This window comes from Methylorubrum pseudosasae (assembly GCF_029504475.1).
Taxonomy (GTDB): Bacteria; Pseudomonadota; Alphaproteobacteria; order Rhizobiales; family Beijerinckiaceae; genus Methylobacterium; species Methylobacterium extorquens.
Map to the genome: position 1 here is coordinate 1,011,422 of NZ_JAQGDU010000002.1, position 16,630 is coordinate 1,028,051.

The 16,630-nt window shown below is 68.4% G+C and carries 12 protein-coding genes and 1 pseudogene; 4 read left to right on the forward strand and 9 right to left on the reverse strand.

Going from position 1 to position 16,630, the window contains the following annotated elements:
- Positions 1-20: 20 nt before the first annotated feature.
- The 4 genes from rocF to M2437_RS05635 form a co-directional block, all read right to left on the reverse strand.
- Positions 21-947, reverse strand: a complete 927-nt coding sequence (rocF, locus tag M2437_RS05620; protein ID WP_253386768.1) for an arginase — start codon at positions 945-947, stop codon at positions 21-23.
- 408 nt (positions 948-1,355) lie between these two features.
- Positions 1,356-3,716, reverse strand: a complete 2,361-nt coding sequence (locus tag M2437_RS05625) for a PAS domain-containing sensor histidine kinase (RefSeq protein WP_253386769.1) — start codon at positions 3,714-3,716, stop codon at positions 1,356-1,358.
- Positions 3,717-3,901: 185 nt separating this feature from the next.
- On the reverse strand, positions 3,902-6,550 hold the full coding sequence (pepN, locus tag M2437_RS05630; RefSeq protein WP_253386770.1) for an aminopeptidase N: 2,649 nt from the start codon (positions 6,548-6,550) through the stop codon (positions 3,902-3,904).
- Between the two features lie 78 nt (positions 6,551-6,628).
- On the reverse strand, positions 6,629-7,537 hold the full coding sequence (locus M2437_RS05635) for a hypothetical protein (RefSeq protein ID WP_056457054.1): 909 nt from the start codon (positions 7,535-7,537) through the stop codon (positions 6,629-6,631).
- Between the two features lie 422 nt (positions 7,538-7,959).
- Between M2437_RS05635 and M2437_RS05640 the strand changes: the two genes are divergently transcribed.
- Entirely contained in the window at positions 7,960-8,400 is a 441-nt protein-coding gene (locus M2437_RS05640) for a VOC family protein (RefSeq protein ID WP_003605558.1), read from the forward strand.
- Positions 8,401-8,446: 46 nt separating this feature from the next.
- Here M2437_RS05640 and M2437_RS05645 read toward each other — a convergent pair whose 3' ends face one another.
- From M2437_RS05645 to M2437_RS05655, 3 genes and pseudogenes are all read right to left on the reverse strand, one after another.
- Entirely contained in the window at positions 8,447-8,611 is a 165-nt protein-coding gene (locus M2437_RS05645) for a hypothetical protein (RefSeq protein ID WP_253386771.1), read from the reverse strand.
- Positions 8,612-8,726: 115 nt separating this feature from the next.
- On the reverse strand, positions 8,727-9,062 hold the full coding sequence (locus tag M2437_RS05650; RefSeq protein WP_499007194.1) for a hypothetical protein: 336 nt from the start codon (positions 9,060-9,062) through the stop codon (positions 8,727-8,729).
- A 28-nt stretch (positions 9,063-9,090) separates the two neighbouring features.
- Positions 9,091-9,237: pseudogene (locus tag M2437_RS05655) on the reverse strand (hypothetical protein); the annotation flags it as partial.
- Between the two features lie 677 nt (positions 9,238-9,914).
- On the opposite strand from M2437_RS05655, the gene M2437_RS05660 reads away from it, so the two are divergent.
- The 3 genes from M2437_RS05660 (at position 9,915) to M2437_RS05670 (ending at position 15,341) form a co-directional block, all read left to right on the forward strand.
- The gene (locus M2437_RS05660; RefSeq protein ID WP_253386772.1) at positions 9,915-13,592 is read left to right on the forward strand and encodes a PAS domain S-box protein; all 3,678 of its coding nucleotides are present in this window, start codon (positions 9,915-9,917) and stop codon (positions 13,590-13,592) included.
- 152 nt (positions 13,593-13,744) lie between these two features.
- On the forward strand, positions 13,745-14,824 hold the full coding sequence (locus M2437_RS05665; protein WP_253386773.1) for a sensor histidine kinase: 1,080 nt from the start codon (positions 13,745-13,747) through the stop codon (positions 14,822-14,824).
- 88 nt (positions 14,825-14,912) lie between these two features.
- Entirely contained in the window at positions 14,913-15,341 is a 429-nt protein-coding gene (locus tag M2437_RS05670; RefSeq protein WP_012252219.1) for a SufE family protein, read from the forward strand.
- Between the two features lie 37 nt (positions 15,342-15,378).
- Here M2437_RS05670 and M2437_RS05675 read toward each other — a convergent pair whose 3' ends face one another.
- Together M2437_RS05675 and M2437_RS05680 are read right to left on the reverse strand one after the other, a co-directional pair.
- Complete coding sequence (locus M2437_RS05675; RefSeq protein ID WP_253386774.1) at positions 15,379-16,221, reverse strand: DUF6456 domain-containing protein; 843 nt, start codon at positions 16,219-16,221, stop codon at positions 15,379-15,381.
- 118 nt (positions 16,222-16,339) lie between these two features.
- Positions 16,340-16,534 (reverse strand): hypothetical protein, encoded by a 195-nt coding sequence (locus M2437_RS05680; RefSeq protein ID WP_003606491.1) that lies wholly within the window; start codon positions 16,532-16,534, stop codon positions 16,340-16,342.
- Positions 16,535-16,630: the final 96 nt, after the last annotated feature.

Below are 16,630 nucleotides of genomic sequence, written 5' to 3' on the forward strand. Positions count from 1 at the left end.
AGGACATCGGCCGAGGTCGGTCACGCCTCCAGCGGCGGCTCGGTCGGCCGGTCGATGATGCGGCGACCGAACAGGCTCGCCACCAGCTCGACGAGCGCCCGGGCGCTGCGCCCGCGCTCGTCGAGGAAGGGGTTCAGCTCCACCACGTCGAGGGAGCCGACCAGCCCTGAATCGCACAGCATCTCCATGATGAGATGCGCTTCGCGGAACGTTGCCCCGCCCGGCACCGTCGTGCCGACGCCCGGCGCGATGGCGGGGTCGAGGAAATCCACGTCGAAGCTGACATGCAGGTGGCCGTTCGCGGCCGCGACCCGGTCGAGGATGCGGCGCAGCGGCGCGACCACGCCGAATTCGTCGATGGTCCGCATATCGATGACGTTCACCTGCCGCTGCGTGACAATGGCCCGCTCGCCGGCATCGATCGAGCGCAGGCCGAACAAGTGGATGCGCCGCGGATCGAGCAGCGGGCGTTCACCACCGTCGAACAGGTCGACGAAACCGGGCTCGCCGCACAGGGCGGCCAGCGGCATCCCGTGGACGTTGCCGGAGGGCGATGTCTCCAGGGTGTTGAAGTCGGCATGGGCGTCGAGCCACAGCACGAAGACCGGCCGCCCGGAGCGGCCGCAATGGCGCAGCGCCCCGTCGATCGAGCCGAGCGACAGGCTGTGGTCGCCGCCCGCCACGAGCGGCAGGCTTCCGCCGTCCAGGGCCGTTTCCACCGCCCGCGAGATTTCGGTCATCCAGGAGCGGATCGCCGGAAGGTCGCGCTGGCCCGGCGTGCAGTCGGGGGCCAAGTCACCCTGGTCGCGGACCGTGAAGCCCAGATCCCGAAGCACCCGCAGCAATCCGGCGGTGCGCAGGGCCGCCGGCCCCATCACGGCTCCGGGCTCGCTCGTTCCGATCTCGATCGGTGCGCCGATGAGGTCGATCGTGGAGGGTGCGGGCATCGAGGCTTCCGTTTGAGCAGGGCGGGTCGGACTCTTCGCCGGCCGGGCGTGACGGCACGGCTGCGCCACGCCCTATTGTCTTACGAGCGGGGAAAGGATGCCAAGGACGGGCCAATCCTCTCGAAGCCGATCCTCCACCACGACGATGACAACCGGACGATCACTGTCCGGCGTAGAGCTGACCGATCTGCGGACAGGCGAGAGCGCATTCCGACGAAGTGGTCCCCACGCGGACCTGTCCGGGGCGTCGAAATCGGAGCGTCGAATCGGTCTACGCGTACAGCGCCCGCGTCGGCTTCCGGCGACTGTGGCAGATCCTTTTCGCCGCGCGGAGTGCCAGCGTTCGGGGTGACGCGCCGCATCGACATCGCCCGTCACGGGATCGCGACGCACCCGCCGGGCCGATCCTCAGAGGGCCGCGATTCTGTCGCCCTCAGTCCGGGCCACGCCGGTCATCTCGCCGATCGCCTGGAGCGTGTCCCGCTCGGCCTCCCGTGCGACCTCGGCGAGGCGCTCGGGCGTCGGCATCGGCAGGCGCACCAGCACCAGGGTGCCGATCCCTTCCTCGGAGCGGATGCGCAGCGACCCGCCATGCAGCTCCGCGGTGGAACGGGCGATGGCGAGGCCGAGGCCGGAGCCCTTGTAGCTGCGGGTCAGGTTGGTCTCGACCTGCTCGAACGGCCGGCCGAGCTTGGAGATCGCCGTCTTCGGGATACCGATGCCGGTATCGCCGATGAACAGGTGGACGAAGCCGTTGCAGGAGCGGCCGCGCAGGGCGACGCGGCCCCGCTCCGGGGTGAACTTCACCGCGTTCTGGATGATGTTGAGCAGGATCTGCTGGAGCGCCCGCTCGTCGGCCAGCACGTGCAGGGTGCCGGCCAATTCGAGATCGATGGAGACGGATTTGCTCGCCGCCTCCTTGGCCACCAAGGTCAACGCGGAGGTCAGGGCCGTGCCGAGGTCGATGTCGCGGCGCACGAGCTTCACCCGCTTCGCCTCGATGCGCGACATGTGCAGGATGTCGTCGATGACCGAGAGCAGGTAGGTGCCGCTCTGCTGGATGTCGCGGCAATAATCGGCGTAGCGGGGCGAGCCGAGCGATCCGTAGACCTCGCTCTCCATCAGCTCGGCAAAGCCCATGATGGCGTTGAGCGGCGTGCGCAGCTCGTGGCTCATATTGGCCAGGAACTCGGATTTGGCCTGATTGGCGATCTCGGCGCGGGCCTTCTGGTCGAGATGACGCTCGGCGAGGTCGGCGAGCTGCTGCGTCTGGGTTTCCAGGGTGCGACGGGATCGCTTGAGATCCTTGACCGTCTCGATCAGCTCGCGTTCCGACGTGACGAGCTGCTCCTGGTGGCGCTTGAGGCTGGTGATGTCGGTGCCGACCGAAACGTAACCGCCGTCCTTGGTCCGCCGCTCGCTGACCTGGAGCCAGCGTCCGTCCGTCAGCTCCACCTCGAAGGTGCGCGACGGGCCGCGTTCCGAACCCGGAATGCCCCGGCGCACGGGGGGGAGGGCGCCCCGTCCCATGATCTCGTCGTAGCGGCGGCCGGGCACCGCATCCTCGCTGGCCAGGGCGTGCAGGTCGCGGAACTTCGAGTTGCACAGCACCAGCCGGTTGCTGGCGTCCCACAGCACGAAGGCTTCGGAGACCGCCTCCACCGCGTCGCGCAGGCGCATGTCGGCGGTGGCGGTAAACTCGGCGAGGCGGCGTTGCTCGGTCACGTCCATAGCGATGCCGACGAGATGGCGGCTGCCGTCGACCGCATCCTCGACGATTTCCGCGCGGGTGCGCAGCCAGATCCACTCGCCGGACGCGTCGCGGATGCGGAACTCGTGATCGACGGTCGCGTGGCTCGCGGCGAGGTGGCGGGCGAGGCTGTAGAGGTCGCCGTCCTCGGCGTGCAGCAGGGCGTTCACGTCGCCGAAGGAAAGGAGATCCTTTTCCGGCGTGTAGCCGAGCAGGGCATACATCGAGTCCGACCAGAAGATCGTGCCGCGGGCGATGTCCCAGTCCCAGAGGCCGCAGCGGCCGCGGCCGAGCGCCGTGTCGAGGCGCTGCTTGACGAGATCGCAGACCTCGTCCGCCGCCTGCGCCCGCTGCGTCTGCAGGATGTAGGCGGTGGCCATGCCCGCCAGCACCAGGGCGATGGCCGAGAGGGAGACCGCGTGGTGGCCGAACATCCGCCACCAATTGTCGGCCAGCGGCTCGAACCTTTGGACGACCGCGACTTCGCCCATCCCGTCGGACAGGCGGCGTGCTGCAACGACCGCCTGACCGCCGGCCTGGAGGTTCACCGTCATCGCCCCGGCGCTCTCGCCGAGAATGGCGATGGGCTCACCGTCGGCGAGATACCCGGCGAAGGTTTCGGCCGGGGCGGGCGCGGGATAGGCGGCACGAATCCGGCCGCCGGGGCCGATCACCAGAACCTCGCGGCCGGCCGGCAGGAGATGGACCGGCAGCACGCGCTCGAGCCGCGTCTCGGCGGCCGACGACGCGTTCGAGAGGGCGAGGGCGGCGAGGCGCGCGAAGGCCTCCACCTCGCGGGTGGCCACGCGCATCGCCTCGTCGTGGCGCCCGCGCATCTGCAGGGCCGCCACGCCCAGCAGCGTGAGCATGAAGACGACGAGCAGAGCCGGAAGCGCGTAGCGAAGCCACGTCTCCGCCCGGATGAGGCGGGCCTGGGCAGTGCCGGTCGTACGTTGGATCCCGAGGATCGTGTCCGCGCGTGCGCGCGCGGACAGGGACGCGGACACCGCCCCCGACATATCGACACCTCTGCACTGTTTGGAAACGGCGCCTTGGCCTGAGCCGCGTCGGCTGCTTCGAATCGTATTCACAATGGACATCGCGGGCCGGCGTTTGTCCACGCCGTTTTTGGGGTGGAGAATTGACACCGCGCGGCCGCTGACGGTCGCACGGTGCCGAAACGCGTTCCTCAACAGACCCTTAACTAGCCGGCCAAGCTTCGCGTCCCGATATCGGTCACATCACGAGAAAGTCCGGGCGTGGCCGCGATGCGACGCAGGGCCGTCTCGGCCGCGGCCCGGCGCCCCGGTTCGAGGCGCCGCCAGGGGCCGAAGGCGGTCATCAGGCGTGCGGCGACCTGCGGGTTGGTGCCGTCGAGCGCCAGCACGGTCTCGGCCACGAGGGCGTAACCGGCCCCGTCCGCGCGGTTGAACTGAGTCGGGTTGGCGAGGCTGAAGCTGCCGACGAGGGAGCGCACCCGATTTGGGTTCGTATTGGCGAAGGCCGGGTGGCCCTGAAGGCGGCGGATGCGCGCCACCGTCCCGTCCTCGGGGATCATCGCCTGGATCGCGAACCACTTGTCGAGCACCAGCGGCTCGTTTGCGTAGCGCTCGGCGAAGGCGGACAAAGCCGCCTCTCGTGCCTCGCCCGGCACGAGCGCGAGGACGGCAAGCCCGGCGAGGCGGTCGGTCATGTTGGTCGCCTGCGCGATCTGCGCCTGCGCCAGAGCCGTGCCGGTCTCCGGGTCGGCGGCGGCGATCAGGTCGAGGGCAGCGTTGCGCAGGGCCCGCCGTCCGGCTGCGGCCGCGTCGGGCGAGAACGGGGTACCGTCCGGCTCCGCCAGAGCCTCGCGGAGGCTCAGGAGCCGCTCCCGCAGGCCCGTGCCGAGGCGGCGGCGCAGATCGCGGCGCGCGGCAAAGATGGCGTCCGGATCGATCTCGGTTCCGATCTCGTCGGCGAGGTCGCCCTCGCTTGGCAGGGCCAGAACCTGCGCGGCGAAGGCCGGGTCGCGCAGGGCCTCCGCATCGAGGAACGCGCCGAGCGCGACGACGAAGTCGTCGGCGCCCGCGTCCCCGGCCGTCTCGCCGCGCACCTGCGCCGTCATGAGCCCGAGGGCGATGCGCTGGGCCGCCTCCCAGCGGTTGAAGCTGTCGGGGTCGTGGCGCAGCAGGGTCAGGCGCGCGGCGTCGTCGAGGGAGTTCTCGACGCGGACCGGCGCGGAGAACGCGCGAAACAGCGACGGCACGGGCTCCACGGCGACATTCTCGAAGGTGATGGCATCCTCGGCTGTCTCGAGCACGAACACGCCATTCTCGACTCGCTCGGCGAAGGGGGTGCCGAGCGGGCCGTCGAGCGGGCCATCCGGGCCGACGAGGCCGAGGCCGATCGGGATGACGAGGGGCGGCGCATCCGCCCCGGCGCCGGGGCGCGTCTGGCGGAAGGCGAGGCGGTAGGTCCGAGCCGCGGGGTCGTAGCTGCTGGAGACGGCGACCCGCGGCGTGCCCGGCCGTTCGTACCATTCGGCGAAGCGCGAGAGGTCGCGGCCGGTCACGGCCTCGAACGCCTTCAAAAAGTCCTCGACGGTGGCGGCCGTGCCGTCGTTGTCGGCGAAGTAGCGGTCCATGCCGGCGCGGAACGCGGTCTCGCCGATCAGCGTGCGCAGCATCCGGACGATCTCGGCGCCCTTCTCGTAGACGGTCGCCGTGTAGAAGTTGTTGATCTCGGCATATTGCTTCGGCCGCACCGGATGGGCCAGCGGCCCCGCATCCTCGGGAAACTGGCGGGCGCGCAGGTTACGCACCTCGGCGATCCGGTGGACGGCGCGCGAGCGCATGTCGGAGGAGAATTCCTGGTCGCGGAAGACGGTGAGGCCCTCCTTCAGGCAGAGCTGGAACCAGTCGCGGCAGGTGACGCGATTGCCCGACCAGTTGTGGAAGTACTCGTGGGCGATGATCGCCTCGATCGCGGCGTAGTCGCCGTCGGTCGCGGTCTCAGGACTGGCGAGGACGTATTTGTCGTTGAAGATGTTGAGGCCCTTGTTCTCCATCGCCCCCATGTTGAAGTCGGAGACGGCCACGACGTTGAACAGGTCGAGGTCGTAGGCACGGCCGAACGCCGTCTCGTCCCAGGCCATGGAGCGTTCCACCGCGTCCAGCGCGTAGGCGGCCCGGTCCGCCTTTCCCGGCTCGACATAGACCGCGATCTCGACCGCGCGGCCCTCCATGGTGGTGAAGGGCTTGGCCACCCGGTCGAGCCGCCCGCCTACCAGGGCGAACAGGTAGGCGGGCTTCGGCAGCGGGTCGTGCCAGACCGCGTAATGCCGGTCCGTCCCCGGCACCGTACCGGCCTCGACCGGATTGCCGTTGCCGAGCAGGACCGGGGCGGCCTCCCGCTCCGCCTCGATGCGGGTGGTGTAGACCGACAGCACGTCCGGCCGGTCCAGGAAGTAGGTGATCCGCCGGAAGCCGTCGGCCTCGCACTGGGTGCAGTAGACGCCGTTGGAGCGGTAGAGGCCCATCAGCCGGGTGTTGGCGGTGGGGTCGAGCCGGGTCTCGATCCGCAGGGTGAACGGACGCTGCGGCGGCCTGTGCAGCGTCAGGCCCGAGGCATCGGCCCGGACGGCGTCCGGCGCCGGCGCCTGCCCGTCGAGTTCGAGCGCCAGCAGCGTGAGGTCGTCGCCGTCGAGAACGAGGGGCGCACCCGCACGGCCCGCCGGGTTCGGGCGCAGCGCCAGGGTTGCGGTCACGCGGGTGTCGTGCGGATCGAGGCGCACGTCGAGCTCGACCCGGTCGATGAGGTGGTCGCTCGGGCGGTAGTCTTCGAGGCGAACGGTCGGGGGCGTCTCGGTGCGCATCGGTTTGGACTCGCCGTCGGGAAAAGCGTCCCGTCTTCTAGAGGCGATCCCTGCCGAGCGGAATCCGTTGCGGATCGATCAGGCCGTGGAGACAGCCTGTTTCGCCTGATGCCGAAGGGCGAGCCGGTAGGTCAGGTCGCTCTGCGCCAGGCTGCCCGCGATGAAGCGGTCGAACGCGGCGACCCAGTGCGGGGTGAGGTGGATGTAGGCGTTGCGCGGCCCCGAGCGGACGAGGAAATTCCGCTCCTGCGCAACGGCCAGAATGTTGCGCACATGGCTCAGGGAGACGGCGAAGCGCGGCGCGAGATGGACGAGGTCCGATCCGCGGATGCGGCTCTCCGGGCCGCTGCCGCCCATCTCCGAGAGCGTCAGCAGGATGATCAGCGCGCTCGTGCTGCTGAGAAAGACGATGATCTCGAGGTTGCTCCACATCATGGCGATGATCGCGTCGAAGGCTGCGACGGCGGATCGGGCGTGGGCCGCCTGGAAGTCCAAGTCGCGTCGCCGCGCCGGTTCGAAACCCGGATCGGGGTAGAGAATATCGAGCGGTGCGTAGTGGGCGGCCTTCCACTCGCGATCCCAGGCCAGGAGGCGCTCGGTCGGAAACAGGAGGCGCACGCGGCTGTCCCCCGGCTGCTGCCGGAGTTCGAGATAGTTGGTCTGCACGAGGCGCGCGACGAAGCTGTCGATCAGCCTCGGACTGGCGAAGCCGAAACGGGCAACCGTCTCCTTGAGCAGGCTCAGCGTCGGCCAGGTCGCCCGGTCCGCCGGATCGTAATTGGCATGCTGACAGACGATGATGGCGAGGGTGGTCACCCGCCCCGCATCGGCGCCGAACTGGGCGGGAAACACGCCGGATTCGTAGACCTTCGCATGTTCCGAGACGAAGACGCGGCGCGCCGCGGCAAAGTCGGGATGGGCCAGGATCTGCTCGGGGGTCGCGTGTTCGACCTCTCCGACCCCCCGGATGACCGAGCCGGCAATCATGCGCCGTCTCCCGGTCGCGACATGCTCGGCTCGACCATCATCGCAGGCAAGGACGAAGCGCATCTTGGCCGATGCCATTTCGGGAAACAAAAGCTCTTGAATGCAATAATATGCATCGGCGCTAAGTCAGTTTCGAGGGAATGTCTTATATTTTTCAATACCATGTCACTATAATCTAATGAAAAGCTTGCAAGACGCGATAGCGAAGGTAATTGGATCAAGCAATTGCCACAAGAGAAGCGTTTTCCTGAATGTGTGTTATTCACCGGCAGTCCGGTCGAATCCGGCGGCCGGCGCCGGTCGAACGGCCATTTGGCCGCCGCTGGCCGACAGGCCGCGCAGGAGCCTGATCGGTCGCCCCGTTGACGGGTTTGCGTGCCGGGCCAGATAGCCGGCCATCCCTGTCATCATCCGGTGTGGCCATGGAATACTTGCACACGATGGTTCGCGTGGCGGACCTCGACCGCGCGCTCGCCTTCTACGTCGATGCCTTCGGGCTCAAGGAGGTCCGGCGCGTCGAGAACGAGAAGGGCCGCTTCACCCTCGTCTTCCTCGCCGCTCCGGGGGATGTCGAGCGGGCCGAGGCGACGAAGTCGCCGCTGATCGAGCTGACCTACAATTGGGATCCGGAGACCTATTCCGGCGGGCGCAACTTCGGGCACCTCGCCTATCAGGTCGATGACATCTACGCCTTCTGCCAGCGGCTGAAGGATGCGGGCGTGACCATCAACCGGCCGCCGCGCGACGGGTACATGGCCTTCGTGCGCTCGCCCGACGGCATTTCCATCGAGATCCTGCAGAAGGGCGGAGCGAAGCCGCCGCAGGAGCCGTGGGCCTCCATGGAGAACACCGGAACCTGGTAGGTCCGGAGGGTGGGCGCCCGGGCGCGATGCCCCGGCGCCCGTCCGGTCAAAGCTCGAGCTTGGGCGTGATGCCGAGTTCAGCAAGCTTGGCGCAGACCGCATCGACCGGCCGCTTGAGCCGCAGGCTGATGACGGAGAGGGGTATGCCGTCGCGGGCCATGCTGCGCAGGCTCTGGACGGCGTCGAGGCTCCAGTTGGTATCGACCGACATGGCTTCCTCCTGTTTCTCAGGCGGCAAGTTCCTCAGGCGGCAAGGCGATCCGGGGAGACATCCTGCGGATCGCTTCGCTCGAACGAGGTGGATCGCCGAGGCAGACGCGGCAAGCTCACGCCGAACATCTGTGCATGCTCGCAAGTTGGGCGGCCCGAAGCGTCGGCCGGCCCTGGAGCGCCCCGCGGAGCGGAACGCGCAGGCTCGAACGCTCGACGGCGAGGAGGATGTTGCATCCCCCCACCACGGCGCCCGTCCCGTCGCGCAATGCCGTCGGGTAAGGCAGGAACGCCATCCGGCTCCCGTCCGGCCGTTCGAGGCCGATCTGGACGCCGCGCACCGGCCGCGCGCCTTTGAGGGTGAGCGCCATCGGCGACAGGTCGTGCGGCAGCGGCGCGCCGTCGGCCTCGAACAACCGCCAAGCCCCGCACCAGCGCGCCTTGCCGATCACGGGGCGGAACCCCCAAATGCTGTGCGGCGGCTTCGTTGTAGTAGGTCAGCCAGCCGTTGGAATCGGTGGTATAGAGTGGCGCGTCGATCTGCCGGAACAGATCGGCCCGCGACGGCTCGTAGTTCCAGTCCGAATCGGGCGCGTCGAAATCGTAGGCGAAATCGTCCGTGTTCATCAGGCTCCCCACGACGTCCGGGCATTCGAAATGCCCGCTGCCAGCACTTCGTGCCCCCCTCTGTCATGGGTTCCTGGGGACCTCCCGGCGCCTCGGCCGGTTTGGAAGGTCCTTCGGAGCGGTGCCGAAGCGCCACCCTCCAGATCGTCCAACCCTTGCGGGATTGTGCCTCGAAGCTTCCGGGGGCGGTCGCTCCTCGACGCCATGAACGGCATGTTGGGCCGAACTGGGCTCTCTCGCCGGGTCTGATACGGACGAGGGGTAGAATGCACGTCTCGCCGCATGAGGCAAGCACTTCGACGACATTTCATGATCCGAACGGCTGATTATGATCGTTCGAACTTATTGCAATGCAAAAAAGGACTAGGTTTCGTGGGTGATGATGCAGGTTCCGTTTTCGGCGACGCAGCGAATACCACATTTGTTGTGTGTCATGTCCGTCATGTCGGAATCGTCTGCCCGACGCCCGTGTCCGATCGAAGACTCACAAAGCTTGTTTCGGCGGGTTCCGCATTGATCCGCCGCAAGGATCGGATGCACAGCCCTCGCCAGCCTTCTCGGATACAACCTGTCGCAAGGGAGATATCTGCGAGGGAGCCCTCTCTATCCCATCGGTCCGCAGCCGCCGTGCCCGCCCCCGGTTCAGATCGCGTCCAAGGCCGGCGGAAGGTCGTTCGATGACCCGAATGCGCAACGGCGAGGGCGTGCCGGCGTCCCTGCGCTTCCTTGAGGAGGGCGGGCAGACGGGCCGGGAGATCCTCGCGTATCCCTGGTCGGACACACCGCTCGGTCCGCTGGAGGATTGGCCGGTCTCCCTCCGCACGACGCTGGCGACGATGCTGGCCTGCCCGGCCGCGATGTTCCTCGCCTGGGGACCCGAGGGGATTTCCTTCTTCAACGATGCCTACCGGCCGGTCTTCGGCGACCGCTTGCCCCGAGCCCTCGGTGCGCGCTTTCGCGAGATCTGGGCCGACCTGTGGGAGGATATCGGCCCGCTGGTCGATGCCACTTTGCGCGGCGAAAGCGTGGCCCAGCGCAACCTGCCGCTCCTCATGGACCGCTACGGGGTACCCGAACAGAGCTGGTGGAGCTTCACCTATTCGCCGGTGCGTGACGATGCGGGCCGCATCAATGGCATGATCTGCGTCACGGCGGAGACGACCGCCGAGGTGCTGGCTGAGCAGGCGCGCCGCCGCAGCGACGAGCGTCTTGAGATGGCGCTCTCGGCCGGAGGCAGTATCGGCATCTGGGATTGGGACGTCGCAGCCGATCGCGTCACCGCTGATCCGCGCTTTGCTGCGCTCTATGGCGTCGATCCGGAGATGGCAGCGGCCGGGGCGCCCATCGCCGCATTCTTTTCCGGCGTGCACCCCGACGACCTGCCAAGCCTGAAAGCGAGCATCGAGGCGGTCTTCGGCACGGGCGGGCAGTTCGATGCGGAGTACCGCCTCGTTCAGGGCGATGGCAGTATCCGCTGGGTTGCCGCGCAGGGTCGCTGCACCCTCGGCGAGGATGGGACGCCGCGCCACTTCCCCGGCGTCAGCTTCGACATCACCGAGCGCAAGCGCATCGAGCAGGCGCTCCGCGACAGCCAGGACCGTTTCCGCGGCATCATCAATTCGGTCGATCAGATGATCTGGTCGACGCGGCCCGACGGCTACCACGACTTCTATAACGAGCGCTGGTACGCGTTCACCGGCGTCCCCGCCGGCACGACGGACGGCGAGGCCTGGAACGGCATGTTCCATCCCGATGACCGTGAGCGGGCCTGGGCGGCATGGCAGCACGCCCTCGCCACGGGTGAAAACTACCAGATCGAGTACCGCCTGCGGCACCGCTCCGGCCTCTACCGCTGGGTGCTCGGCCGGGCACAGCCGGTGCGCGATCCGGAGGGGCGGATCGTGCGCTGGTTCGGCACCTGCACCGATATCCACGACCGCAAGCTCGCCGAAGAACGCCAAGCCTTCCTGCTCGGCCTGAACGACCGGCTGCGGGAGGCGGACGAGCCGCAGGCGGTGACGCTGGCCGCGGCCGCGACGCTCGGCGCCCATATCGGCGTGGCGCGGGCCGGCTACGGCGAGATCGACGAGACCGGCGAGATCGTGCGGGTCGAGCGCGACTGGACCCGCGCCCCGTCGGTGCCCAGCCTCGCGGGCGCGTCGCGCATCCTCGACGGGTTCGGCCCGGCGGTGATCGCGGAACTGCGGGCCGGGCTCACCCTCGTGGTGGAGGATTGCTACGCCGACCCGCGGGCCGGGCACGATTATGCGGCGACGTGGGATTCGATCGGCTGCCGGTCGCTCGTCGTCGTGCCGCTGATCCGCGAGGGGCGGTTGCGGGCGATCCTCTACCTGCACGAGCCGAAGCCGCGGGTCTGGCGTGCCGAAGAGATCGGGCTGGTCGAGGATGTCGCCCAGCGCGTCGGCCATGCCGCCGAGCGCGCCCGCGCCGAGCAGGCCGAGCGCGCCAATGCCCGCGAACTGCGTCTGATCGCCGATTCGCTGCCGGTCCTGATCGCCCTGTTCGATGCGGACGGCGTGTGCCGCTTCGCCAATGCCGCCAGCGCCGACTGGTTCGGCGTCGCCCCGGCGGAGTCGGTCGGGCAGACGCTCGCCGCGCTGATCGGGCCGGCGGATTTCGCCGAGGCGCGGCCACGCTTCGAAAGCGCCCGCGCCGGCCGCGACGTGCGCGCCGAGCGGGCTTGGCCGCGCCGGGACGGCAGCCCGCGTATCGCCGACATCCGCTACCTGCCGCGACCGATGCCGGACGGCTCGACCGACGGGGCCTACCTGTTCGTCACCGACATCTCGGATGCCAAGCGCATCGAGGCGATGCTGGAGCGCGAGGTCGGCGAGCGCACGCGCGAGCGCGACCGCCTCTGGCAGACCACCAATGACCTGATGGGGACGGCCGGCCTCGACGGCCATCTCCGCAGCGTCAATCCGGCTTGGGGGCGCCTGCTCGGCTGGAGCGAGCAGGAGCTGCTCGAACGCCCCTTCCTCGATTTCATCGACCCCGAGGACCATGCCGGCACCGGTGCCGTGCTGGCACGGCTCGCCGGGAGCGACCAGATCACCGATTTCGTCGATCGCATCCTCAGCAAGGACGGACGCCGCCGCACGGTGATGTGGACGGCGGTGCCCGAGAGCGGCTGCTTCCATATCGTCGGCCGCGACATCACCGACCAGCGGCTTGCCGAGGAGCAATTGTGGCAGGCGCAGAAGATGGAGGCGGTCGGTCAGTTGACCGGCGGCATCGCCCACGACTTCAACAACCTCCTGACGGGCATCATCGGTTCGCTCGACCTGATGCAGACCCGCATCGCCCAGGGTCGGATCGACACCTTGGAGCGCTATGCCGGGGCGGCCCTCACCTCGGCGCACCGGGCCGCGTCGCTGACTCATCGCCTGCTCGCCTTCGCCCGGCGCCAGCCGCTCGAACAGAAGCCCGTCGATGTGAATGTGCTGCTGGCCGGCATGGAGGAAATGCTGCGGCGCGCGCTCCCCGAGCAGGTCCATCTCGATATCATCGCGACGGAGGGCCTCTGGCCCACTCTCTGCGATCCGCACCAGCTCGAGAACGCGGTGCTCAACCTCGCCATCAACGCGCGCGACGCCATGCCGGAGGGCGGCCGGCTCGTGGTCGAGACCAGCAATGCCCATCTCGGGCCCGCCGATCTCAGCCTGCATTCGGGCGCCCGCGAAGGTGCCTATGTCTGCATCCGCGTCACCGATACGGGCCACGGTATGCCGCCGGAAGTCGCGGCCCGGGCCTTCGAGCCGTTCTTCACGACCAAGCCCCTCGGCATGGGGACCGGTCTCGGCCTGTCGATGATCTACGGTTTCGCCCGTCAGTCGGAGGGACATGCCCGGATCGTGTCCGAGCCCGGCCGGGGGACGACGGTGACGATCTGCCTGCCCCGCTACCGTGGTGCGCTGTCGTCCGAGCGCGCGTCGGCCTTGCCACCCGAGCCGGTGCGCTCGGAGCGGAACGAGACGGTCCTCGTGGTCGAGGACGAGTTGGTGGTGCGCGACCTCGTCGTGGAAGTGCTGCGCGAACTCGGCTACCGCGCGATCGAGGCACCGGACGGGCCGTCCGGCCTGGAGATCGTGCGATCCTCCGCCCGGATCGATCTTCTGGTCACCGATGTCGGCCTGCCCGGCCTCAACGGGCGCCAGCTCGCAGACCACGCCCGCACCCTGCGGCCCGAACTGAGGGTGCTGTTCATGACGGGATATGCCGAGAACGCGACGTTCGGCGGGGGCCCGCTCGATCCGGACATGCAGATGATCACCAAGCCGTTTCCGGTCGAACGGCTCGCCGCGCGCATCCGCGAGATGATGGAGCTTTCGTGAAACTTGGTCTCACCGTGGCTTGTAACGGGAGCTTTTCCGGCCGACAGGACACATCGACTTGTGGAAGGCCCGGAACGGCCCAACACCGCGCACGTTGACCGGCGCGAAGAGAACGTCGTTTCCAGGCTGCGATAAGCGAACAGACGAGCGGTATGGGTGCTGACACGCCACAGGGCGGACTTTCGGGGAATCATGGGGCGGACACCCCGTTCGACCTCGGCGACGGCTTTCGCCGGTTCGCCGACCACGTACCGCTGATGATGTGGCGTACGGATGAGAGCGGGCGTTCGACCTATCACAACGAGTGCTGGCTCCAGTTCACCGGCCGCCCGCTCGCCGAGGAGATCGCCGACGGCTGGCGCGGTGGCGTGCACCCGGACGATTTCAACCGGCACGCCGAAATCGTCGAGAAGGCCGTCGAGTCGCGCCTTCCCTTCACCGTGGAGTTTCGGCTGCGCCGTCACGACGGGGCCTATCGCTGGCTTCTCGATACCGGCCGTCCGCTTGAGGAGAACGGCGTCTTCCACGGCTATCTCGGCTCGTGCTTCGACATCACCGATCGGAAGAACGCCGAGGAGCATGCTGAGCACGCCTTGGTCGAGAAGGAGACGCTGCTCGCAGAAATCTATCACCGGGTGCGCAACAATCTTCAGGTGATGGTGAGCCTGATCGGCCTCTACGGCCGCGCCGCGCCCGAGGCCTGCCGTGGCAGCTTCGATGCCCTGGGTCAGCGGGTGCGGGCGATCGCCCTGGTGCAGCAGCATCTGCACGAGGCGCCGCATATCGCCTCGATCGATCTGCGCGACTATCTGCACCGGCTCGCCTCCGGGCTCGGACAGTTGCGTCGGGCCGGGCGGATCGGCGTGACGGTCGAGGGAGACGGAACGAGCCTGGTCGAGCCGCGCACCGCCAACGCGCTCGGCATGATCGTGGCCGAGGTCGTCGCGGAATGTCTCGATGCCACGACGGAGACGGTGACCTGCGGCATCTCGATCCGCATCGATGCCGCGGCCGGCGCGCCTGTGCGCCTCTCGGTGATCTCCGGTGCCGGCGAGGCCGCGGCCGCGGGACGTGAGGGGGTGCCGAAGCTTGGCCCCCGTCTCATCGCGGCCTACGCCGCGCAGGCCGAGATCGCGGTCTGCGGCACCGCCACGGAGGCTGATCCGCTTCATCTGCAGTTGCCCGAGGTTCGCGCCGACGTGGCCCCGACGATCTCGCCCTCACTGAGCTGATACAATCGGCGCAGGCGGGTGCCTCGCGGCCTCGGCCTGCGATCGCTATATCGGGTTCGATTCCCAGACGCGCCTGAACGCGAGTGCCATGCTTCCCGACCTCGACACCATCATCGAGAACTTCGAGATCCTCGACGATCCGATGGATCGCTACGAGTATGTCATCGAACTCGGTAAGCTGATGCCGAAAATGCCCGAAGCGGCGAAGGTCGAGGACAACCGCGTCTCCGGCTGCGAGAGCCAGGTGTGGATCGACGTGTCGCTGAAGAAAGACGCGGGCCACCCGGCGCTGAAGCTCGAAGGGGATAGCGATTCCCACATCGTGAAGGGCTTCGTCGCGCTGATGGTGGCGCTCTACGAGGGGAAGACGCCCGACGAGGCGATCAAGGCCGACGGCTTCGACTTGCTCAAGCGTCTCGATTTCGGCTCGCACATCACGTCGAAGCGCTCGAACGGCGTGCGCGCGATGGTGGACCGCATCCGGAAGGATGCGGGCCGCCTTCAGACGCTGAACTGACCCGCCACGAGATCTGACGGCGGCGGGCGGAAGAGTCTCAGGACGAGGCCGGCGGCTGGTCCGTCTTGAGGCGCCAAGCGCGGGTGCGGGCCCGCTCCGGCCCCGTCGCCTCGCGTGCGAGGCCGTAATGCTCGGCGAGCCGCCCGAGAGCGATCCGGGCTACCACCTTGGCGGAACGGGCCGGCCAGCGCCGCTCCGCCTCGATCCGCTCGAGGCCTTTGAGAAAGCCGCACAGGTCGATCAGAAGCCCCGACAGATCCGAGCCCACCGCCGCCAGCGCGAGATCCACCCGCTGTCGCGCGGCGATGACCCGGTCGGACCCCGAGCTCGGATCGCGCGGGCCGCCGCCATCGACGCGCGGGGCGGTCCAGTCGGTTGAGAGCTGCGGCATCATCTGCGCCGAGGCGAGGTCGTGGCGCAGTCGCTCACCCGCCGCGAAGGTGGCCGCATCGATCATCGGCTCGCCGTCGCGCCCGCGCCGCCGCGCCATCCAGGCCAGCGGGCTCTCCGCTGTATCCCGCACGCGTTCCCCGTCGCCCGTGCCTTCCCGGACCACGGCGAGATGCTGCAATCGGAAGCTGTCCGGCCCGCCGATTTCCGCCCGCCGCAAGCGGGCGCGCCCGGCCGCCCCGATGACCAGCCGGTTGCGCCGCCCGTCGTCCCGCGACGCGAGATCCGCCGCCACCAGCGCTTCGCCGGCCCGTACCGGGAAACGGCCGGCACCCAACGACACTCCGCGTCCGCCGCTGCGCACGATCAGCGTTTCCGGCGCACTCGGATCGGGGAAGGCGTAGGCACCTTCAGGCGCCAGCGCCGCCAGCAGGCGTTCGGCCTCGCGTCCGAGACCGCCCGTTTTGTTCGTGTTTTGTTCTTTTGACATCGTACCACCCGAACCGGAACCGCTACGGGAGGCTAAGGGAAAATCGTCCTAATACAAGTCTTGACAGACTTTGATACTGCCTCTGGTTGCACCGTCACGCTGCCGGTTTCCGGTGGTTTCAGGCCTGAGACGGCTTCGTCGGCGGCTTCTTGAGGATCTCGGCGATCTCGTCCTCGGACTTGCCGCGCACCGCGTATCCCATCTGCTCGAAGCGATCGATCAGACGGTCACTGTCGCAGGCAGAGCGGGCTGCCCACTCTGCGAGCGCTTCATTGGTCTTGGCAAGTTGTTCGGAGGGGCTGTCGTCGCTCATGTGGGGGCAATGCAGCAGAAGTTGTGCCGTTCCACGACTTTGTTGTTGATAACCCGATTCGTCAATCTCCGCCCGCATGAGCCGCCGCTGCGCCGG